We start from the raw sequence: 22,177 nt of genomic DNA, 5'->3' as shown, positions 1-22,177 counted from the left end.
CACCCGTACTTCTTCCACCCTAATACATCAGCATCTTTTTCTCTACTTATATTTTCAGCGATCGCTCTACCTGTTCTGTGTCATTGTTATTATGCTTACCAGTGTTGACCGTTTATTATTCGTCCGTCGAGTGCCTATTTTTAAGGAATTACGGGATGATTTTATTGTCCGACTAGCTTCGGTCATGAATGAGCTATCTTATCCTGCTAATTACTCGATTTTCCAACAGGGAGAAGAAGGGCGATCGCTTTATATTGTAGTCTCCGGTCGGGTCAAAGTTCACATTGGCAATACAAAATTGGCAGAATTTGAACAGGGAAAATACTTCGGTGAAATGGCTGTGTTTGACACCCAACCCCGTTCAGCCTCTGCTACCACCCTAGAACCTTGTGAATGCTTGGAGTTGACCCAAGAACAGCTATATGATGCCATTGAAGAAACACCAGAAATTGCTGTCAATATTATTCGTGAGTTATCTCGTTTGATTCGTCGCCTCAACGATAACATCAATACCGCTAATTCCAAGCCTGCTTAGGATAAGTAGGTGATAGGGAACAGGTGATAGGGAACAGGTGACAGGTGACAGAGAGAAGAAGACAGGAGTATGGCTAACGCCACGCTGCGCGAACAGGAGTTTAAAAATGCCAGAATTAAAGAGTAATGGTATGAATTATTCTGTAACTTCTGCAACTCCTGAACTTCTGAACTTCTAATTTCTTCAGCCAGCCCTACTTAGTTATGAATACGGTTGACGGATATTAGGTGTTTTAAATTAGATTTGAGTCTGCTACTTCAACATTTCGCAAAAATTTGATGTACTCTGCCTATGCCAGTCAATGAATTATCTACTGACAACAAATCTGAGCAAAATTTTGATGCAGTTATTAGCTTAATATCAAAAATGCGATCGCGTGTGCAGCGCATTCAGAATTGTCAAAATGACTTGTTGTTAATAGATAAAGAAGTAGCGAGCATAGATCAAGAATTACAACAAGTTAGTTTTACAATAGCAGACTGGCAAGCAGAAAAATTACAATTAACGAAAAATATTCAGGAATTAGCTCAAGTTAACGTTATTGAAGAGATCATAGAACGGCAACGAACAGAGGCAGCACTGCGAGAAAGTGAAGAAAAGTTCCGTCAAGTGGTCGAAAATATTGAGCAAGTCTTTTGGATGATTAATTTAGATGGCAGTGAATTAAAATACATTAGTCCAGCTTACGAGCAAATCTGGGGGAAGTCTCGTGAAGAGTTATATAAGCAGCCTTATGCTTGGATGGAGTCAATTCACCCAGAGGATTTAGAGTCTGTCAATCTGTGGCTGGCTGAGAATGCTGCCGGTCATTCACTGGATATAGAATATAGGATTATTCACCCAGATGGTAACCTGCGCTGGATTTGGGATCGGGCGTTTGTCATGAGAAATGCCAAAGGAGAATTATCCAGCTTTGGTGGAGTTGCTACAGATATTACCGACCGTAAACAAGCAGAGGAAGCTCTGAGAGCAAGTGAACTGAGACTGAGATTAGCTTTAAATGCCGCCCAAATGGGTCATTGGGATTGGGATATCAAAACCGACAAAGTGATTTGGTCTGAACAATGTGAATCAATTTTCGGCTTTAAACGGGGGAAATTTCCAGGTACACACACAGCATTACTCAACTGCATTCATCCTGAAGAAAGGGAATTTTTCCAGCAAGCGATCGCCTCTGCCCTAGAACATATCACTCCTCACAACTCAGAGGCAAGGATTATTCGTCCCGATGGCACTCTGCGTTGGATAGCTTGTCTTGGTAGTGTGATTTGTGATGACCAAGGTTTACCTGAACGTATGACAGGTGTGGTGATGGATATTACCGAACGTAAATACAGTGAAGAAGCGTTACGTCAGAGCGAATCAAAATTACAACAAGCTAAAGATAAATTACAAGCAGTTTTATATGCTGTGCCAGGATTGGTGGCTTGGGTTGATGAAGATTTACGTTACCAAGGTGTTAACAGTCATCTAGCTGACTCATTTAACCTGGCTCCAGAAGACTTTGTCAATCAACCCATTGACTTTCACAAAAGTAATGTCAATTATGTGGAATTTGTGCGCCAATTTATGGCTAGTTCCGCAGCCACATCTACTCAATTAATTGACATAGCCGTTAATGGTGTTAACCGCAATTATTTAACTGTTATTCAAAAATATCAACAAGGTAAAGCTGCTGTTTCGGTGGGGATAGATATCACCGAAAGTCAACAAGCAGAAGCAAAAATTAAAGCTTCTTTAGCAGAGAAGAAAGTTTTGCTTAAAGAAATTCACCATCGGGTCAAAAACAATTTACAAATTGTCTCTAGTTTACTGAAACTGCAATCCAAGTATATTCAAGATCCACAAGTTTTATCACCATTTATAGAAAGCTACAATCGCATTAGAACGATGGCGTTAATCCATGAACAATTGTATGAATCTGATGAATTAGCAAAAATTAATGTTTCTGAATATATTCCAGATTTAGTCAATAACTTGTTGCGCTCCTACAATATAGGTTTCCATACCATCGAATTAAAATTACAAATAGATAAACTTTATTTAGACATAGACCGAGCAGTTCCCTGCGGTTTAATTATTAACGAACTTATTTCTAATTGTCTTAAATACGCATTTAATTTTGGTAAGTGTGGGCAAATAATAGTAAAATATGAGGCGTTAAATGAAGATAATGTTCTGCTAGAAATTAGTGATAATGGTGTAGGACTACCGACAGATTTTGCCCTAGAAAATATCAAAACACTAGGATTAAAATTAGTCGCAAATTTGACGAAGCAACTTGGTGGTGATCTAGAAATTAACTCCTACCATGGTACTTCTTTTCGGATGAGATTCAGTGTTGGCAATTTATCCAGGTATTCATGAGATGTTATCGGCAAAAATTATGATAGTTGAAGATGAAGTGATTATCGCCATGGACTTAGCAGAAGATTTAGAAACTTTAGGCTATGAAGTAGCAGAAGTTGTTAGTTCTGGTGAAAAAGCTATCGAAAAAGTTTCCGAAATTCAACCAGATTTAATTTTAATGGATATTATGCTGAAAGGAGAAATAGATGGTATTACTGCTGCGGGAGAAATTGCTAAAATGTTTGATATTCCCATTGTATATTTAACAGCGCATACCGATAAAAATACAATGTTAAGAGCTAAATCTATCAAACATTGTGGCTATATTATCAAACCATTTGATCGACAGGATTTACAAAAAACTATTGAAAAAGCTCTGACGACTGATCAATGCAAATATGAACAGGTAATAACTAATAGTTTTCCTAGTGAAGATTACCCTTGTATAAAGGGAGAGGAAAAAGCAAAAATCATTCTCAACTGGGAAGAAAGTCATATTTAAATTCCTTCACGTTAATTACCTATTCCTTAAACAGGCTTCCAGAAAACGTTTTGGCAATTCAATATTTTCACCCCAATGTTGATGCACATAGGAAGCATGTAAATTTGGTAAGTACCAACCCTCAAATCCCAAATTTTCTTCAGAGTCGTAACGGTAAGTTTTAAATAAAGGATTAGGGGAAGGAGAAATTAATTGTGACCGATGAAATTCATGACCGTAAATATCTGTTCCCGCATCCACCAGAAAAGTATTTTGTAACGCTACAGCACGACGATAACCCAAAGTTAATCTCCCACCCATTTCTGCTATCGTAGGTAACACACCTACCATTGACCAACCTTGACCTTGAAAATCAAGAATTTGCTCACATAAATACATGAGACCACCACATTCAGCTATGGTTGGTATTCCCTGAAGAATTGCATTTTTAACTGCATTTAAAACTTGATTATTACCGGAAAGTTGCGGGGCAAAAACTTCTGGAAAACCACCACCAAAATACATCCCTTGGATATTGTTTGGTATTTGAACATCAGCAATAGGACTCCAAAAAACTAATTCTGCCCCTAATTGTTGTAATAAATCTAAGTTATCTTGATAGTAGAAATTAAAAGCCTGGTCTCGCGCAACAGCAATTCTCACTGGAGACTGAGGAGTGGGGAGAAAAGAAGGGTGAGTAGGAACTGATGTTGATTGCAACAATGGTAATAATTGATGCCAGTCAAAGCAAATATCACCCAAATCTGCTAAACGATTAATGACTGCATCTAATTCAGAGAGTTCTGAGGTGGGGACTAAACCAAGATGACGGTCAGGGATAGTAATATTGTCTTGTCGTCGCATCACACCCAAAATAGGGATTTCTAGGGGTGTAAGGGCCTGCTTGAGTAGTGATAAATGGCGATCGCTTCCTACCCGATTCAATACTAACCCAGCAATTTTGATTCTGGGGTCAAAGGAACAATAACCATGGGCGATCGCTGCCACAGAACCAGATAAACGGCTACAATCAACTACTAGGACTACAGGTATATCTAATAATCTGGCAATATGGGACGTACTAGCAAAGTCAACAGATGGTGTTGACAATTGTGAAGTATGATTTTGGCCAACTCCATCAAACAAACCCATCACACCCTCAACCAGTGCATATTCACAGTCCTGGATATGTCGTTCAAAACATCGTTGGACGTAAGCTTCGGAAGTTAACACTGGGTCTAAATTTCGGCAAGGACGACCAGTTACATAGTGATGAAACATCGGGTCAATATAATCTGGCCCCACTTTAAAAGATTGCACCTTTGCACCACGACGACATAAAGATGCTAAAAGTGTGAGAGTAACCGTAGTTTTCCCCACACCGCTACGTTCTCCAGCAATGATTAACGACATTTGTCCTACTACCAACAAAAATACAGTGCGTTAACCCACAGATAACGCACCATATATCATTTTAGATTTTATAGCCGTAGACAAGGTATTTAGGACATTAAATACAGCTAAAACTAAGATACCCAAAGGCTTTTAGCGCTGTCACCTGTTACCTGTCACCTACTATAGATTGGGAATTTGAAATTAAAAGTCCCTTTTCATTTCAAATCTAACCCTTAACACAAACAACTTGCTTGAGAGTTGCTACCACTTCCACTAAATCAGATTGATTTGCCATCACTTGTTCAATGGGTTTATATGCACCGGGAATTTCATCTAAAATCCCCGTATCTTTGCGACATTCCACTCCTTGGGTTTGGACAATTAAATCATCTAAAGAATAGACATTTTTTGCCTTACTTCTAGACATTAATCGTCCAGCACCGTGGGAACAAGAACAGAAGCTGTGAGCATTACCTTTACCCTTGACAATAAAAGATTTAGCTCCCATAGAACCGGGAATAATTCCATAATCTTCTGCTTGCGCTCGAACTGCACCTTTGCGAGTGACATATACATCTTCGCCAAAATGCACTTCTTTTTCCGCGTAATTATGATGGCAATTTACCTCTAACAAAGGTTTAGTAGTTTTACCCCCTGCTAAATGTTTTTCGACGATTTTTTTAAACCGTGCCATCATCACATCACGATTAAAATGAGCGTAATTTTGCGCCCATTGTAAGTCATGCCAGTAGGCTTTAAATTCCGGTGTACCAGCGACAAAATAGGATAAATCAGGGTCTGGTAATTTGTTAGCTGCCATTCTGGCTAATCCTTTAGCAGTATCAATATGGCATTGTGCTAACTTATTACCAATGTTGCGAGAACCGGAATGCAACATTAACCAAACTTGGTTATCTGTATCGAGACAAACTTCAATAAAATGATTGCCTCCCCCCAGAGAACCCATTTGTTTCATCGCTTTATTTTGTAAGTCTTGCACACCAGAATGCAAGTCTGTAAATTCGCGCCATTTTTGCCAATTAGTTACAGCTTTTTCTACATCTTTATTTTCATTAAATCCTGTAGGAATTGCTGCTTCTATATCTAAGCGAATTTTCTTGAGTTTGCCTTCTAATTGCTCACCTGTAAATGGTGTTTTAATAGCAATCATCCCGCAACCTATATCTACTCCCACAGCCGCAGGAATAATGGCATCTTTGGTGGCAATTACTGACCCCACTAAAGCACCTTTACCTAAATGCACATCTGGCATTAAAGCCACATGTTTAAATACAAATGGCAAGGAAGCTACGTTCTTGGCCATTTTAGTTTCATCTGAGGCTAAAGGATGATTTGCCCAAGATAAAACGGGAGATGGAGTGTTAATTTCTAATTGTTCGTAGGGCATAATACTAATTTCAAAATTTACAATAACCGCACAGCAAAGTTAACGCAGACAAAATCCCCTGGAGGAATTCTGATGCGATCGCTGTTTTGGTATTTTTCACTATGTATTACATTTATAATACATTATTTTATGGCTGTCAAATATCCATATTTCGCTCCATAGCCCTTGAAATATGTACTACATAAATTTCCTGATGGGTGTCGAAGACTGGCCAGAATGAATAATAATATTTGGGATGCTTTTGTTTTCCTAAGTTTTTGGCATGAGTTTAAAGGCAGTTCTATTTGATTTTAACGGTGTCATCATTAAAGATGAACCAATACACCTGACGCTGATTGATGAGATTTTGGTGCAAGAAAATCTCCAACCCCAGCGACTAGACGAACGTCAAGCTTGTTTAGGAAGAAGCGACCGCGCTTGTTTTCAGCAGCTTTTGAAGAATCGCGGACGAGTAGTGACGGAAGAATATTTAACTCAATTACTGACTCGCAAAGCACAATCCTATATTTTGGAATTGGAGAAACTTGACAAATTGCCTTTGTATTCTGGGATTGAAGACTTAATTTTTCAAATTCGTTCCCAGCATCTCAAGCTAGCAATTGTCAGTGGTGCCCTGCGTCAAGAAATAGAATTAGTATTAAAGCGTGCTAAATTAGATGACTATTTCCCCTTGATTATTTCTGGAGATGATATCACCACCAGTAAACCAGAACCTGATGGTTATTTGCTAGCAGTAGAAAAATTGAACAAAGACTATGCAGATTTAAACTTACAACCACAGGAGTGTTTAGCCATTGAAGATACACCTGCGGGGATTCAAGCCGCAAAACGAGCTAAAATGCAGGTTGTTGGTGTCGCTAATACCTACCCCTTCCATATGCTACAACGTCAAGCCAACTGGACGGTTGATTATCTCACCGATTTGGAGTTGGAACGGGTACAGGAAATTTATGGCAGAAAGGATATTACACCAACTGTCAGTGAGTGCTAGAATATGTCTTGTGTCAGAGCTTGAGTCTACTCAGCACTGATTTTGGGGAATTAGCTCAGTTGGTAGAGTGCTGCGATCGCACCGCAGAGGTCAGGGGTTCGAGTCTCCTATTCTCCATTGTACATTCGCAAATTAAATGTCGCTTTTCGCAAATTAATGTCGTTTTTCTCAAATTGATGTCGCAACTGCGATTTTTTAGAGACAACTTAATTATACTAGCTTTTCGCAAATTAATGTCGCATGAACTTAAAATTGACTATACAAAGTCTCTTTTTCTGCAAGGGCATCATTTGATTATTGATATTTGTTCGATCGCAGCACTCCTTTCAACCCTCCCATGATCACACATATTTTTTTGCAACTATTTTAATGGTTAACGCGAGTCAATAACCTATATTTTGAACTATTCCTAGTTGGGATGGTTGTTGAAACTTTTCCGTTTAGAGGATTAAAATGCTAGACCCTCTTTCAACCCACCCCTAGTGTACATTAAATTATTATTGTCACTAAAAAAAATAAACTATTAATAGATAAAACCTGTATTTGATGTATGGAAATATTTTCATAGTTATTACAAACTGCATTGAGTATACTCTGTACGCAATATCTATGCTTTTTTAGTATTTAAAACCTTGCTCGGGTTCTTTCTCGTTGGTCAATTTGATCAACCTGGAGTCTCATACGATTATATAAATTGACTTGAGGATCGGAATGACTAATGCTAACGACTAAAGCATAACGCTGTATTTCAATTTCATCTGGATTTGCCCATTTACGATTACAACTCACCACCAGAGTCATAGGTAAATTATTGTATCTTTTAGCTTGTTTCGTTAGTTTTATGTGTCCTTTTTGTACAGTTCCTTTCTTACGGAGAGTAGAATTTGGAGATAAATCAACATTAATACTACGTCCCCTATATTGTTCTTTTAAAATTTCCATTGATATTTCTGCAAATTCATTAGGTTTACCTGTTTTACTGGCATCTACATAAGCATTCACTACACTTTCTTTGGGAATACCTTTGAAAAGGTTAAATTCCATTGTTACCCCTAAATATGAGTCGCCACGAGTTGGACGAGTTGGAGGATCAAACGCCAAGGTAACTGATAATGTGCGAGTACCTTCTATATCAAAAAATTCCTCTGGTAGTTGGGGAATTTCATAAATATGAAACTTGCCCACTGGAATAATAATATTATCTTCTGATAGAACAACATAGTTTTCAGCAGAATACATTGCACGCTCTAAATCAGTTTGTCCATAGCCATAGATTTGTAGCTGCTTTTTAATTTTTTGAGATTCTGTACCATTACTAAATTCATCTGGAATTTCTTTAGGAAGCACCGCAGAGTTAACAATCAATGCTCGAATGAGGTTAGAACTGGCATTTGGATATTTTGTGAAGAGTTGAGCAGCAACGTTAGCTACACGAGGTGCAGCAAAACTTGTACCGCTACAGATGTGAAATAAAGAACTTTGGGAATCTTCGGTGTTGGAGATTGAGAGAGTTACAACAGAAACACTAGCTACAGCGTCTTCTAATATACTAACTTTAGGCAATCCTAGACTTTCTCGATAACTGAAGTCTAATGCTAAATCTCCACCAAAATCTACAACATCAGGCTTAATCATTCCATCTACTCCAAAACCAGTTCTGGTAAAGGGAGAAGGGTATCCTCGCAATTTTGCGATCACCTGACGACGTACATCATCAGGTTCTGTCGTACTACCACGTCCATAAGATAAAGAACCTACAGTTAGTCCGATCGCAGAAGTTGCTGGATCAATAATTCGAGCATTCTTATTCAGTAAATAATTTGGGTATTCAGTTCGTAATTTTTCATACTCTAACTCCTCATGATAAGAATTTCCTGCTGAAATTACAAAAATAATGTTTTTATGCTGGTATTGATAAGCAATTTCGTCTATTTTTGCTGCTAATCGAAACTGCTTCATGCCATCCATATAAATTTGTTCAGCATTGCCTAATGAGATATTGATTACTTTGCAGTTAGGATACTGGTCAACAAAAGCACGAATCGCTTGATCTAGTTGAGTTTCTACAAGAAGATCCTCATCATATTGGCATTTTTCGTTTGTTACACGAGCAGAAAACAACCAAACCGTTGGATCAAATGAAAGTTTTTTAATACAGTTTTCGACATCTCCATAGATAGCAACGCCAGCAACACTTGTACCATGTCCATTTACATCCTCTGCACGACCCTTTATTAATTGCTGTCCTGGATCTGGAAATACATCAGCTTCACCCAGTATTGGCGCAATTAATGGATGGCTACTCTGTACACCTGAATCTATAACAAGAATGCCGCAATTCTCTTCAGGTGGAGAAATTACTTCGGGTAAACTGGAAATTGGTAAATTATAATCGGCAGTTCTTTCAAATGCAGGTTGGGGAGGACGATCAATTTCTTTGACAGTTTCCAGTTCCAGTAAAAACTCTAAAACTTCGTGAGTGACTTTAATTCGAGCTATACACAGATAATCTCCAACATAGTTATCAGTCATTTTCATAGGAGCAGTATCGCTAGAAAGGTCTTTTAGCTTTTCGGCAATATGCGCTAAAGATGCTTTCATTTCTTTGCGATTACCTGTGTGCCAAAGTTCCAAATCTAAAGCTGCAAGTTCATCTGGTTGTACAGGCTTTAGCTCTAACAAACGACCAATGCGGTCTTCACGTCCGAGGGGTACTAACTCATCAATTGCCCCTAAATATGAATATTCGGGACCTTCGGTAAGTTGGCTGTAATTTTCTAAACGTCTCCTAAATTCTCTTAACTCCAGATCAGACGAAAAGACAACTATGGCTTTATCAGGCTCAAATGCTAGAACATCTAATCCTGTCTGATTAACTAGATCCTCGGAAAGTTTTTTAGTAGCTTTAATCTTAAAAATTAATTTGGGGTCAAGAAGGAAAGGGTTGCTCTTTTGCTTGGTAGTTTCAGTCAGTCCAGAAAGTTGATCTAATAAATGCTTACCATGTTCAATGAAATCAGTGCGTTTTCCGCCACCTCCACCACCATGAAATCGTCGTGGTAATTCTATGTTTATGATTCTTGGCAACTTAAGGTGTTCAAACTGACTTACCATTAGGATCTAACGAAGATGATTATTGTGAGTTTGCTATTATACTTTGCCTTTCTAGAAAACGTCCTATCGCAACTTCTAAATCATCAGCCCTCAAGGTACGTTCTCCCCGCAGAATTACGGCTTTAATTGCATCAGAACAAATACGCTCTATATCTGCTCCAGTCGCATTTTCTAGCCGTTCTGCAAAAGTACACAGATTAATAGCAGTATAACGGATACCAGACAGATAGCGGCTTAAAAGAGTCGTGCGTAATTCAAGCGTTGGATTATCAAAGAAAATCACCTCATCAAATCGTCGCCAAACTGCACTGTCTAATAGTTTCTCGTGATTAGTGGCAGCAACGAATATACTTTGATTAGTTGCGTTATCAATGAGTTGTAACAAGCTATTGACTAGGCGTTTGACTTCACCATGTTCGTTTAAGTTATCTCGATCACGAGCGATCGCATCAAACTCATCGAACAAAACCAACCATTCGCCTTTTTCTATGTAGGTAAAAATCTTCTGAAGATTGGTTGCTGTTTCACCTAAGTAAGAAGAGAATACTGCTGTCAGGTTCACGTAAACAAGGGGTAAACTCAAGACACTAGAGAGGACTTTTGCTGTTTGGGTTTTTCCACAACCAGGTGGTCCACAAAACAGTAGTTTGTTTTTGGGCTTGAGGTTATAAGCTGCAAGGATGTCTTGCTTACGGTTTTCGAGAACAATTTCTTGCAGGATATCAAATATTTTTTCACTGAGTACAATGTGATCCCATGTCAAGTCGAATCGCTTGACATCCAGCAAAGCTAGTCCAGTGTCTTTATCTTTAGGTGGTTCAGGGAATTGATTCCAGGGAGCTAGGTTAGATGCTAGGGGTTTGGTGTAGCCATTGCCATTTTGCAGCAGTTTTTCTAAATCTCTAGCCAGTAGAATATGGTTTTTATTTCTTTCTTCTTCAATTAATTCATTAGCCGCAGCCAAAAACTCCTCTCTCTCATTGCGAGAGAAGCTTTTGAAGAGTTTTCTGAGAATTTCACCGCGAGCCATATTTTAGAACTGCTACATTCATAGATCAATTGTACTAACAAAAAAACTAAAAAGCAAAGCTATTTATCGTAGCACTAAATATTATATTTATTTACAAAAAACAATTCTGTTACAAGTGTGTGCATAATACCTGATAAACCTGATTTATAATCTGTATCAGCGTTTTGACAGAAAGAATAAATTAGCTTTGAGATTTGAAATTAAATCTAATTTACTAGATGTAAAGAATGAAGACAATAAATGTATTGTCAAGGTACTTGTGTCTCATGAAAAACCAAAAACTAAATGATTAAATATCAAATTTTGATGAAAATATCTGTCAAAGTAATTCATGAATGCCCCATACAATAATGGGTCTTTATTACATATTATGCTGAATTGATTTCATCAAAACCATGAAACCCTCATCACGCAATAAATATATGTATAAGAGTTAAAATTTGGACTCATGAAAGATTCAAAAATAACCCAAATTTATAAATGTTTCAATTTCTATTAAAAAAATAAATATGAATTACAATATTAAAGCCAGATAAACAAAAATATATGGTAACAAAATATTAAATTAGTGAAATTCGATTACATCATAAACATAAAATGCCCGAGGTATTAGAACAATCAATTAAAATTAATGCCAACGCCGCAGTAGTAGAAAATTGTTTTACCGATTTAGGTTTGATGCACTGTTGGCTTAATCCTATTCTCCGCTGTGAACCTGTGGGGGAGGTATGGAGTACAGAAATCGGTAGTAAAAGTCGGTTTATCATTCAAATTCCTGTATTGCAACCAACTTTAGATACTGTAGTTGTGGTGAGAAGACCGGGTGTTGTGGTTTGGTCATTTACCGGATTTTTCCAAGGACGCGATCGCTGGGAATGCAAACCAATAGAAAATGGTACACTACTGCTAAATCGGTTTGAGTTTCAAATTCCTAACCCTATCGTCAGTTGGGGTTTCAACACCTTTGCAGCTTCCTGGACAAAGGCAGATATGCAAGCCCAACTCCGTCGTCTTAAACGAGTAGCTGAAGAAATCGACAATTCCTAACACCATCAAAAATATCAACATTCCTGAGTTAGTTCAAAACATAGCCAGGGAATGAAACACAGACACAACCAGACTTTCAAGGCTGTAACCTGTTCACTATCACCTGTCACCCGTCATATTATCTAGTTCCCATGGCTGATTCTAGGTAAAATACAGATTCCAGACTGTATTTCCTCAACATCATGGGTAGCACTTTTGGTCATCTATTTCGTATTACTACTTTTGGCGAATCACACGGTGGGGGTGTGGGAGTTATTATTGATGGTTGTCCCCCACGACTAGAAATTTCGGCTGAGGAAATTCAGTTTGAGTTAGATAGAAGAAGGCCAGGTCAAAGTAAGATTACCACCCCACGCAAGGAAGCAGACACCTGTGAAATTCTCTCTGGGGTGTTTGAAGGTAAGACGCTGGGAACACCAATCGCGATTTTGGTCAGAAATAAAGACACCCGTTCCCAAGATTATGATGAGATGGCACAAAAGTACCGTCCTTCCCATGCTGATGCCACCTATGATGCTAAATATGGTTTTAGAAATTGGCAAGGTGGCGGTAGGTCTTCAGCCCGTGAGACAATAGGGAGAGTGGCAGCAGGTGCGATCGCTAAAAAAATTCTCCATCAAGTTGCAGGTGTGGAAGTTATCGCCTATGTTAAGCGCATCAAAGATTTAGAAGGCGTAGTCAATACAGATACTGTAACGTTAGAAGATGTAGAAAGCAATATCGTCCGTTGTCCAGACAACGAAATTGCCAACCACATGATTGAATTAATCGAAAAAACCGGTAGAGATGGTAACTCTATTGGTGGTGTGGTTGAATGTGTAGTACGGAATGTTCCCAAAGGTTTAGGCGAACCTGTTTTTGATAAATTGGAAGCAGATTTAGCCAAAGCAGTTATGTCACTTCCTGCCAGTAAAGGTTTTGAAATTGGTTCAGGTTTTGACGGAACTTTATTAACTGGTTTTGAACACAACGACGAATTCTATATTGATGAAAATGGTGAAATCAGAACAGTGACTAATCGTTCTGGTGGCATTCAAGGGGGAATTTCCAACGGCGAAAATATCATTTTAAGGGTTGCCTTTAAACCAACTGCAACCATTAGAAAGGAACAAAAAACGGTCACAAAAGAAGGTGAAGAAACCGTTTTAGCAGGGAAGGGCAGACATGATCCTTGCGTTTTACCTCGCGCTGTACCGATGGTTGATGCAATGGTGGCTTTGGTTTTATGTGACCATCTTTTACGGCATTATGGGCAGTGCAAGGTATTGTAGATATTCTTGCATTGACTTTTATCTATGATTATCATCAGCTATGACAGTGGTAATAAATTTACTGAAAATGGGAACTATTATCTTCCTCTATTGTCAGTAAGTTTGTTATCAGAGGTTTTAGCATGAAAACAAAAACTTTTTTGTCAGCTGCTCTTTTAAGTGCGGTAGGAATTATCTCGAATTCTCCCATTGTTTTAGCTGAAGAAATTGCTTGTCGGAGTACATTAGGTGCAGTTACAGTTGATAATGTTCGAGTACCTAGTGGGGCTACTTGTACTTTATCTGGAACAAAAGTTCAAGGAAATGTGATAGTAGAATCTAATGCTATACTCAGAGCCAGCACAGTAAATGTAATTGGCAACATTCAAGCTGAAAATGCAAGAAATGTAGTTGTTAATTCTAGCTCAGTGATTGGTGGTAGTATCCAAATTAAGCAATCTAAAGCAGCAAATATTGCCAACTCACGCATCAATCAAGATTTACAATTTGATGAAAATACCGCGACTTTAGCTGCAAGCGGTAACACAATTGGCGGTAATTTGCAGGCTTTTAAAAACACAGGAGGAATTACCATCAGAAATAACAGAATTAATGGTAATCTCCAATGCAAAGAAAATGTACCTGCTCCTACAGGGGGAGGAAACACTGTGCAAGGAAGTAAAGAGGATCAGTGTTCTCGACTGTAGATTAAACTGCAACTTTTGAGACTGCCCAATTTCTGAATGTAGGACTATTTTGATTCTAGATAGAAGTAGTCCTGAATAGATCAGCCCAATTGGTATTAGTCCCAAAGTGAATAATTGATTTTTGAAAAATATTTTTATTAATTAGTCGTCTCAAGGCGACTTTTTCCCTATTGTAGTTATAGCATAATAGTCTTTTTTTACCTCACGCAAAGGCGCAGAGAGAGAATTTACAAAATTAAAGTCAAAATATCAAATTAACAATTCCACTGCTTACTGAAAGATAAAAAATAAAAGGTTTGTGACATTATAGAGGTGTTTAACTGGGGTAAGCTGATACTTTATGATATGTCTCTAAAATTGTTCATAATTAATAGCAGATTTATGTAAAATTTCCATCTGCATTAAAGATTTGTTGAGCAGTCAAATTTAATTCAGGAAATGAGGGAGAAATAATTCTCTCATTTCCTCTAAATTGCTGAAATTGATATTCTCCATCTACTAATTGGTAAACTGTAAATGTTGGTTGTTTGGGAAATCCAATATACCTCCTTCCACCTACACCTAAATAATCAGCTACCCAATATTCATGAATACCTAATGCTTCATAATCTGTGAGTTTATATCCGTAATCTGTTCGCCAATTTGTACTCACAACTTCGACAATTAACTGAATAGATTCACCTTTGGTAATGGTTGAATATTTTTCCCACAATGGTTCAGATGCAAGAGCATTTTTATTGACTACCATCACATCAGGAAGATAAGCTGTTTCCCACTCAGGTGCTTTTACTAGCGCATGTCGAGGGAACATATAAGGTCGTTTTAATCTTTGGCTTTCTATTGTTATTGATATACCAATAAAATCAGTAACTTCTTCATGTTTACCTGTTGGTTGCATTTCAAATACACACCCATTAATTAATTCATAACGACCATTTTCAGGATACCACTCTATAAAATCAGTAAATTTCAGTGGTGGAAATATGGCTGAAAGCATAACTATATTCCTTGGTAATTGTCTTCTATTATATGCTTTGCGCTTTAGGATGATATGGGTCTTTAGTAGATTGTATTAAAAACTATCAACCTACCAACCCAAACTAGTTGGCTGTTCATAAACCTTCTTCAAAGTATTAACATCTCGCGCAGAAATACCAGGTGGTTGACGCACCTGGGAAAAATACAAAGCATCTGTTGGTAATGGACTATGACCCCAAATTCCTAAAGCGTGACCGATTTCATGACGTACGGCTGCTGGGATATATTCCCCGGTTTGACTAGGACTCAAAAGAATAGTGAAGCGATGGGATAAAATATTGTCTTTGGTGTATAACTCGTAGGTAGTTAAAGCAGAACGCGCACGGGGAATTTTTTGATTAGGTTCAATTTGTAAAGGTGGTGCTTTTCGGTAAATAGTAATATCTGCTATTTCTGAATTTTCTACTACCTGCAAAGGTAAATAAAGGTTCCATTCTTGAATAGCTTGTAAAACACTATTAACCCATTTTTGGGACTGGTTTTCACTAATTCCTGTTGGCGTTTCTACCTTCACTCGCACTGGAAACTGTGACCAGATTAAATAACCTACTTTGGTAGGTGTAACATTGTCAAAATAATCGCCGCTATTACTTTTGTCTTGCCACTGGGCTAATGTCGGTGGTAGAGGATGGGGAGATAAGTTGATGGTTTTTCCCGGTTCTGGGATAACTGCATTGGTAGAAAAATTAGTCAAAATGACTAGCAGACCTGTACTGATAATTAAAGTCAGGACTGCTAATAATCGGTGCCAAAATCGTTTTGGGCGAGGTTTAGATTTTGAGTAGGGGGAGATTTTCTCCATGTTTTTCTCTCCCTATGATTGATTTATTTAGGCAACCAGTTGGCGCTTAATACCACGGTTAAACCCAGAAAAATCACTGTTAGCGCCCAAGTAACTCGATTTAAGGTGTTTTCTGCACTTTTGGTGCTGCTAAATAGTTGTGCCTGTCCACCAATTGCACCAATACCATCACCTTTAGGGCTGTGTAGTAATACTAGAACTATTAAACCCAAGGCGGAAAATGACCAAATACCCTGCACAATGTTAGTAACTGTCATAAGCAATTGAAAATTTTATCTGCAAAAATTTGAGGATGAAATAACTGGAATATTCCTGGTTATTTAATAAATTTTATAGCAATTTAATGTTGAACTGGTTTGGAGAATAAGGGAGAGGAGCGAAGAAAAGTTAACTGTTAGAGGTTAACAGTTAACTCGAATATGTTTTACAATGCGGCTTTCAGAGGGGTGCGAGCAAATTGTAATTCGTATTCTGCCCCTTTGAGGAGCGATCGCCCGGTCATTTCCGTAGGCTGGGGTAGCTGTAAAATATCTAGTATTGTCGGGGCAATATCAGCTAACTTACCATCGTTCCGCAGTTCTACGTTAGTGCCGTATCCAGGGATTTTAGCCTTCTCACCTTCCACCAAAATAAAAGGAACTGGATTGGTAGTGTGAGCAGTCCAAGGATTGCCCTCTTCATCGAGCATATATTCAGCATTACCGTGATCAGCTGTAATCAGGACAGTGCCACCTACTTTACCTATAGCTTCTATGAGACGGCCTAAACATTGATCCACCGTTTCAATCGCTGTCACAGTGGCTTCAATTTGACCTGTATGCCCTACCATATCTGGATTGGCATAGTTCATGACGACTACAGAATAGATACCCTTCTCAATCGCTTTAATGGCTGCATCTGTCACAGCTTTGGCTGACATCACAGGTTCCTTGTCATAGGTCGCTACCATCGGACTACTAACAAGTTCCCGGTCTTCCCCGGCAAAAGGTTCCTCTAGACCCCCGTTAAAGAAGTAGGTAACGTGGGCATATTTCTCAGTTTCAGCAGTACGGAACTGTTTTAGTCCATGATTAGCAATGACTTCTCCCAGAATATTTGTCAAGTTTTGGGGTGTAAATGCCACAAACACTTGTAACTCTGGGTCATATTGAGTAAAAGTCACAAAGGACAGGGGTGCAATTTTCTCTCTGCTAAACCCGTTAAAATCTGGAGCGACAAAGGCTTGAGTTAACTGTCTAGCACGGTCGGGGCGGAAGTTGAAGAAGATCACCCCGTCACCTGCTTCCACTGCACCAGGGGCAATCCTGATGGGGAGAACAAACTCGTCTGTCACACCTTCAGCATAGGAGGTTTGCAATACTTCAACCGCCGTCAGTCCATTACCTGGGCCGTCTTGTGTCATCACATCATAAGCACGTTGGACTCGATCCCAACGGCGATCGCGATCCATGGCATAATAACGACCGCTGACGGTGACAATCTGACCTAACCCAACGCGGTCTATGTAGTCTTGCAATTGCCCAATTGCTTTTATTCCCTCCGTCGGAGGAGTGTCACGTCCATCAGTAATGGCGTGAATACACACTTGAGAAAGTTGCTGTTCCTTGGCTAGGTCGAGTAGTCCAAATAGATGGGTAATATGCGAATGTACCCCTCCATCAGAACAAAGCCCTACTAGATGCAACTTGCCATTTCGAGAACGAACTTCCTGGCAAATCTTGACAAGCGCCGGATTTTCTGCTATTGAACCATCTTCAACAGCATCGGAAATTCGTACCAGTTCTTGGGGTACGACTCGTCCAGCGCCAATATTCAAATGACCAACTTCCGAGTTGCCCATTTGACCTTCTGGCAACCCTACGGCTTTTCCTGATGTGCGGATGAGGGTGTGGGGATAAGCTGCCCATAAACTGTCCATAATTGGCGTTTTAGCGGCAGCTATGGCATTTCCTCGCTTCTCCTCGCAGTAGCCCCATCCATCTAAAATGACTAGCACCACAGGAGCAACAGGTGCTTTGGTCATAGTAAAATTGCCCTTTACTTTTTGTAATACCCGAATGATACCATTGCTAACCGCAAGTGTAAGCTAAATTCTGGTTATTGAATGGTTTTCTCATTTATTTGAGGAGTTCAGGAGTTCAGGAGTATGCCTACGGCACGCTTCGCGAACAGGAGTTCAGGAGTTCAGGAGTTCAGAAGTTCAGGAGTATGCCTACGGCACGCTGCGCGAACAGGAGTTCAGGAGTTCAGAAGTTTCAGAAGTATGGCTTCGCTATCAAGAGTTTAGATATATTTTTTCTCCTTCTCCTCTCCTTCTCTTTCCCCTCTTCTTCTCTCCCTACAATTTACCTGGGTATGGGTTGACCAAATTCAATTACAGGAATGTTTGTATTCTCTTGAGGAAGGGTTGGGGTCACGCTATTAGCATTTGCTGGGGTGGGAAATGTGGTAAGGGGTGTTTGAGTGTTGAGGGGAGGAACGGTAATAAAGGGTTGTTGGGTATTAGGCGTTAAGTTGCTGGATGCTGGTGGTAGATTGATGGATGGTGAAGGAAAGGGGGTATTGGCAGTTGGGGAAGTGGTGCTATTATGGGAAATAAGGGGGCGCAAGACCCAGCGTGTGGGATTTTGTGCTGTTAAGGGTTGAAGTTTAGCTTGGTTTGCCTCTAAGACGATTCCGGGTGCTAAGTCCAAAACAATCCGGGTGACGGTGGGGTTTAATTGGGAAAGTCGAATTCTTTGAATGTTTCCCTGATAGTTTTTAGCGGTGCTGACGCTGCCGAGTTTGGTGTTGGGTAGGTCTAAAACTAAACGTGGTGGTTCGGGTAGGTAAAATAATTCTGGTGTGGTGCCAGCACTGAGGACTATTTCTAGTTGCTCTGCTTTGGGGTTGAATTGCCATTTGTTTAGTTGTACAGATGGTAGAGCAAAGCTGATGCTGGGGTGTAAACTAATGCTTGCATATAAAGTTACTCCCAATATGTGTTGGCAAATAGGGAGAACGTTATTTGTTCTCAAGACAGTTTTCATAATTTTAATGACTATTTGATTTAGTAGTTATTTTGTCAGTGATGGGAATTGCTTTAAATTCTACGGCTGAGGAGAGGTTTTTGATTTTGATTTGACCAGTAATGTTATCTTTCTTTATTAATGCCATTCCTAGTGAAATCAAGGCATTGTGTTTCTGGGATTTAGGGATGTTTTGACAGAGAATCGATTTATCTATTTTTCCTGATAAATTTAATTGTTGATTGTTTAATTTACCAGTGAGATGTAGTGGTGATTCTGTATCTGCGTTGGTTTTGACTGGTATTAAGGAAGCGTTGACATAAATACCTGACTGTTGAATATATAAAGTTAGGTTTTGGGGTAACTGACAGTCGGGGATGGTGTTGGTGAAGTTGAAACTATACCTGGTGTTCAGCATGGGAGAAGCAACAAGATTATTTTCACCATAAGCGGTGACGGTTTTAAAGAGGATGAGGACAATGGTAATCGCTCCCCCATAAAAACCTAATGATTTAAAATTGAAGTGGTTCATAATCGATTTTGCATTGGTAATTGGCAATTAGTAGTGACGAATAATTTCTTGATTATTGGCTTCCGGTAATAGGGAAGTTAGATGGGAGGTAACTTGACTGTAACGACGGGTAATGAGTAGGGAAGAACGACATTGAATAGCGAGTTCATCTGTGTATCTTCCTAGTGTTTGCCGTTCAATACCCCAAGCGCGACTAGTTCCCGCAATTGTTAAGTCCACTTTTTCAGAAGCAACTACTACAGCTTGCATTGGTTCTGGTGGGGCAATGGTGTTGATTTCGATGCGATCGCGTACACTATGAGGTAACTGATCAATCATTACTTGTAATTCGTAGCTTAATTCCTCTGCGGTGTGATTGCCATTGAGTACCTGTAAAATTTTCAGCATACAAGTGTCACGGTTCATCAATAGTCTTAACGCGAGGATGACAGCTAAATCATCATGAATATTCGCTGAGTAGGGAACTAGTAAGCTTTCTAAGCGTTCACCACCTCTATCGATAAATACTGCTACGTCTACTGGTGCTGAGGTGAGAATTTGTCCTACTCTTCCACCTAAGCGGTTGTTACTAAAGGCTGGTCTGTGCCATCCTACTAAAATTAAATCGGGTTGTTCAAGTTGGGCTATCTGTGCAGTTTCCCTAGCTACATTACTAGATATCCGCACAATGGGATGAATATGTGAACGTGTGTGTGCTGGTTCGAGGTTGTTGATTAATTCTTCTAGTTGTAACCGACGTTCAGTTATTAAGCGGTTAGCTTCAACCGGTGTACTTTCAAAGGCATAGTCTTCTTCTAATTCAATCAAGCTCAGTGGGTTAACAACTGCCTGTTGTCTGTAGTTTACACCCATATCTGTCACTGATTGAGCTAATGCTACTGCTAATTGTAGTAAACCTTTTTGGGTACTGGGGTTAGCGACTGGAACTAAGATGCGGTAAGGAGTCGCTAAAGCTTCGTGATTTTCTGTAACAGTGTCGGTTTCTGTATGTGTTTCTGCATCAAAATCAACTACATCTAACTTAATCAACCGTTTTGGATATGTCCATTCCAGTAAAGGTGAAGTCATAAATGTTGTCACCAATGCCATGATGACTAACATGGTGAATAGCAGGGGGGAAATTACACCCAACTCTAAACCAATATTTAACACAATTAACTCGGTTAAACCGCGAGTGTTCATTAACCAACCGAGTGCAGACGCTTCCCGTTTATCAATACCACTGACACGGGCCGCTATATAAGTACCAATATACTTGCCAGCGATCGCTACTCCTAAGACCAATATACACAACAGCCATAGTTCTGGACGGTTGAGTAAACCGATTTGCGTCCTTAAGCCACTGTAGGCGAAAAATATAGGTAGAAGGAAAATGAGAACGAAATCTTCCGTTTTTACTGCCAATTCTCTCACTAAATCTGCATTTTTTGGCATAGCTGCACCCAATAAGAATGCACCAAAAATTAAGTGAATCCCGATTAATTCGGTAATCAGTGCAGAGCCTACAACCGCAATGTAAATTAGAGCTAGGACAAACTGACTTAACTTTCTCGTACGACGGTAATGGGTAGCGAGACGTTTGAGAAACCACCGTCCAGCTGTAAACATGAAGCCAATGTAGAGAATGCTTTCAATAATCGTGAGTACAGCCTGTCTGTCAATACTACCATGACGAGCCACAGCGATCGCCATTGCCAACAGACACCATGCCGTCACATCATCAACTGCTGCACAAGTTAACGCTAGGGTTCCTAACCGAGTTCCTTGTAAATTATTTTCTGTAATAATTCTGGCCAGTACAGGAAAGGCCGTAATTGACATTGCTGCACCCAGAAATAAGGCAAAGGCTGTAAACGAAACACTGTCATTAGAAACTAAGGGATAAAGCAGCAATGCTAATAAAGTACCTAAAGAAAAAGGTACTAAAATACTGACATGGGAAGTTAAAATTGCCGTTTCTAACTGACTATTTAAATATTTAGGATTTAACTCTAACCCAATCAAAAACATGAAAAAAATGAGTCCTACCTGAGATAAAACATTCAGGAAGGGAATTGTTTCGGCTGGGAACAGGGTAGCTGCTGCTTGGGGTGCAATCAGACCAAATAAAGATGGGCCAAGCATAATCCCAGCAACTATTTCACCAATTACTAATGGTTGTTTAATTGATTTGAATCCTAGTCCTACTAGTCGTGACAGTCCAATAACAATCAGTACCTCAACCAGAACGAGAATAACTGTGTGCATAGTTTCCTCACTAACGACTATCCGGTTTCCCTACGATAATTCTGTACAACCGTGAAAATTGTCAACCTTTTTCTAGACAAAAATTTTCTTGCTATTAAGTTATTAATTGTTGTTAAGATTCAATTTATAGTGAAAATTATAAAATATGAGCAAATAAGCGAAATAATTACAGAATTGTCAATAACTTAGACCATTAATCAATCAAATAAAATACGGAAACTAGTTATAATTTACAGCTTATCA

The 22,177-nt window shown here is 39.2% G+C and carries 18 protein-coding genes and 1 tRNA gene; 8 read left to right on the top strand and 11 right to left on the bottom strand.

Going from position 1 to position 22,177, the window contains the following annotated elements; genetic code table 11:
- Nucleotides 1-91: 91 nt before the first annotated feature.
- From H6G73_RS08660 to H6G73_RS08650, 3 genes are all read left to right on the top strand, one after another.
- Complete coding sequence (locus H6G73_RS08660) at nucleotides 92-535, top strand: cyclic nucleotide-binding domain-containing protein (protein ID WP_190603335.1); 444 nt, start codon at nucleotides 92-94, stop codon at nucleotides 533-535.
- A 291-nt stretch (nucleotides 536-826) separates the two neighbouring features.
- Nucleotides 827-2,902 carry a PAS domain-containing protein gene (locus tag H6G73_RS08655; protein WP_190603333.1) on the top strand — a complete coding sequence of 692 codons (2,076 nt, stop codon included), beginning with the start codon at nucleotides 827-829 and terminating at the stop codon, nucleotides 2,900-2,902.
- Nucleotides 2,874-3,386 carry a response regulator gene (locus H6G73_RS08650; protein ID WP_199317658.1) on the top strand — a complete coding sequence of 171 codons (513 nt, stop codon included), beginning with the start codon at nucleotides 2,874-2,876 and terminating at the stop codon, nucleotides 3,384-3,386. The genes H6G73_RS08655 and H6G73_RS08650 overlap by 29 nt, the downstream gene beginning before the upstream one ends.
- Nucleotides 3,387-3,401: 15 nt before the next feature.
- Here the strand turns inward: H6G73_RS08650 and H6G73_RS08645 are convergent, their stop codons facing one another.
- Nucleotides 3,402-4,778, bottom strand: coding sequence for a cobyrinate a,c-diamide synthase (locus H6G73_RS08645; RefSeq protein WP_190603331.1), 1,377 nt, complete (start codon nucleotides 4,776-4,778; stop codon nucleotides 3,402-3,404).
- Between the two features lie 208 nt (nucleotides 4,779-4,986).
- Entirely contained in the window at nucleotides 4,987-6,168 is a 1,182-nt protein-coding gene (locus H6G73_RS08640) for an RtcB family protein (protein WP_190603329.1), read from the bottom strand.
- A gap of 262 nt (nucleotides 6,169-6,430) precedes the next feature.
- Between H6G73_RS08640 and H6G73_RS08635 the strand changes: the two genes are divergently transcribed.
- Both H6G73_RS08635 and H6G73_RS08630 read left to right on the top strand, forming a co-directional pair.
- Nucleotides 6,431-7,159: an HAD family hydrolase gene (locus tag H6G73_RS08635; protein WP_190603326.1), complete on the top strand. Its 729-nt coding sequence runs from the start codon at nucleotides 6,431-6,433 to the stop codon at nucleotides 7,157-7,159.
- Nucleotides 7,160-7,203: 44 nt separating this feature from the next.
- Nucleotides 7,204-7,276 (top strand) — tRNA-Ala (locus H6G73_RS08630).
- Between the two features lie 507 nt (nucleotides 7,277-7,783).
- Here H6G73_RS08630 and H6G73_RS08625 read toward each other — a convergent pair.
- Together H6G73_RS08625 and H6G73_RS08620 are read right to left on the bottom strand one after the other, a co-directional pair.
- Nucleotides 7,784-10,246, bottom strand: coding sequence for a S8 family peptidase (locus H6G73_RS08625; protein WP_242034148.1), 2,463 nt, complete (start codon nucleotides 10,244-10,246; stop codon nucleotides 7,784-7,786).
- A 46-nt stretch (nucleotides 10,247-10,292) separates the two neighbouring features.
- The gene (locus H6G73_RS08620; protein WP_190603321.1) at nucleotides 10,293-11,303 is read right to left on the bottom strand and encodes an AAA family ATPase; all 1,011 of its coding nucleotides are present in this window, start codon (nucleotides 11,301-11,303) and stop codon (nucleotides 10,293-10,295) included.
- A 597-nt stretch (nucleotides 11,304-11,900) separates the two neighbouring features.
- Between H6G73_RS08620 and H6G73_RS08615 the strand changes: the two genes are divergently transcribed.
- The 3 genes from H6G73_RS08615 to H6G73_RS08605 all read left to right on the top strand — a co-directional run bounded on the left by H6G73_RS08615 (nucleotide 11,901) and on the right by H6G73_RS08605 (nucleotide 14,307).
- On the top strand, nucleotides 11,901-12,350 hold the full coding sequence (locus tag H6G73_RS08615) for an SRPBCC family protein (RefSeq protein WP_190603319.1): 450 nt from the start codon (nucleotides 11,901-11,903) through the stop codon (nucleotides 12,348-12,350).
- Nucleotides 12,351-12,532: 182 nt separating this feature from the next.
- Nucleotides 12,533-13,621, top strand: a complete 1,089-nt coding sequence (gene aroC / locus H6G73_RS08610) for a chorismate synthase (protein WP_190603317.1) — start codon at nucleotides 12,533-12,535, stop codon at nucleotides 13,619-13,621.
- Nucleotides 13,622-13,743: 122 nt separating this feature from the next.
- A complete protein-coding gene (locus tag H6G73_RS08605; protein ID WP_190603307.1) occupies nucleotides 13,744-14,307 on the top strand; it encodes a hypothetical protein in 564 nt (187 codons plus the stop codon).
- 379 nt (nucleotides 14,308-14,686) lie between these two features.
- Here H6G73_RS08605 and H6G73_RS08600 read toward each other — a convergent pair whose 3' ends face one another.
- From H6G73_RS08600 to H6G73_RS08570, 7 genes are all read right to left on the bottom strand, one after another.
- Nucleotides 14,687-15,304, bottom strand: a complete 618-nt coding sequence (locus tag H6G73_RS08600; protein ID WP_190603287.1) for a Uma2 family endonuclease — start codon at nucleotides 15,302-15,304, stop codon at nucleotides 14,687-14,689.
- A gap of 90 nt (nucleotides 15,305-15,394) precedes the next feature.
- A complete protein-coding gene (locus tag H6G73_RS08595) occupies nucleotides 15,395-16,147 on the bottom strand; it encodes a peptidase (RefSeq protein WP_190603286.1) in 753 nt (250 codons plus the stop codon).
- Between the two features lie 23 nt (nucleotides 16,148-16,170).
- Entirely contained in the window at nucleotides 16,171-16,404 is a 234-nt protein-coding gene (gene secG / locus H6G73_RS08590; RefSeq protein WP_190603284.1) for a preprotein translocase subunit SecG, read from the bottom strand.
- Nucleotides 16,405-16,571: 167 nt separating this feature from the next.
- Nucleotides 16,572-18,170: a 2,3-bisphosphoglycerate-independent phosphoglycerate mutase gene (gene gpmI / locus H6G73_RS08585; RefSeq protein WP_190603282.1), complete on the bottom strand. Its 1,599-nt coding sequence runs from the start codon at nucleotides 18,168-18,170 to the stop codon at nucleotides 16,572-16,574.
- 322 nt (nucleotides 18,171-18,492) lie between these two features.
- Nucleotides 18,493-19,176 (bottom strand): AMIN domain-containing protein, encoded by a 684-nt coding sequence (locus H6G73_RS08580; protein ID WP_190603279.1) that lies wholly within the window; start codon nucleotides 19,174-19,176, stop codon nucleotides 18,493-18,495.
- A gap of 4 nt (nucleotides 19,177-19,180) precedes the next feature.
- Nucleotides 19,181-19,687: a hypothetical protein gene (locus tag H6G73_RS08575; RefSeq protein WP_190603277.1), complete on the bottom strand. Its 507-nt coding sequence runs from the start codon at nucleotides 19,685-19,687 to the stop codon at nucleotides 19,181-19,183.
- Between the two features lie 27 nt (nucleotides 19,688-19,714).
- Entirely contained in the window at nucleotides 19,715-21,934 is a 2,220-nt protein-coding gene (locus tag H6G73_RS08570) for a cation:proton antiporter (RefSeq protein ID WP_190603275.1), read from the bottom strand.
- Nucleotides 21,935-22,177 lie beyond the last annotated feature (243 nt).

Origin of the sequence: Richelia sinica FACHB-800, from assembly GCF_014698825.1 — a bacterium.
Lineage (GTDB): Bacteria > Cyanobacteriota > Cyanobacteriia > Cyanobacteriales > Nostocaceae > FACHB-800.
The sequence above is the reverse complement of the archived record's forward strand: the minus strand, read 5'-3'. Positions and strand labels throughout refer to the sequence as shown.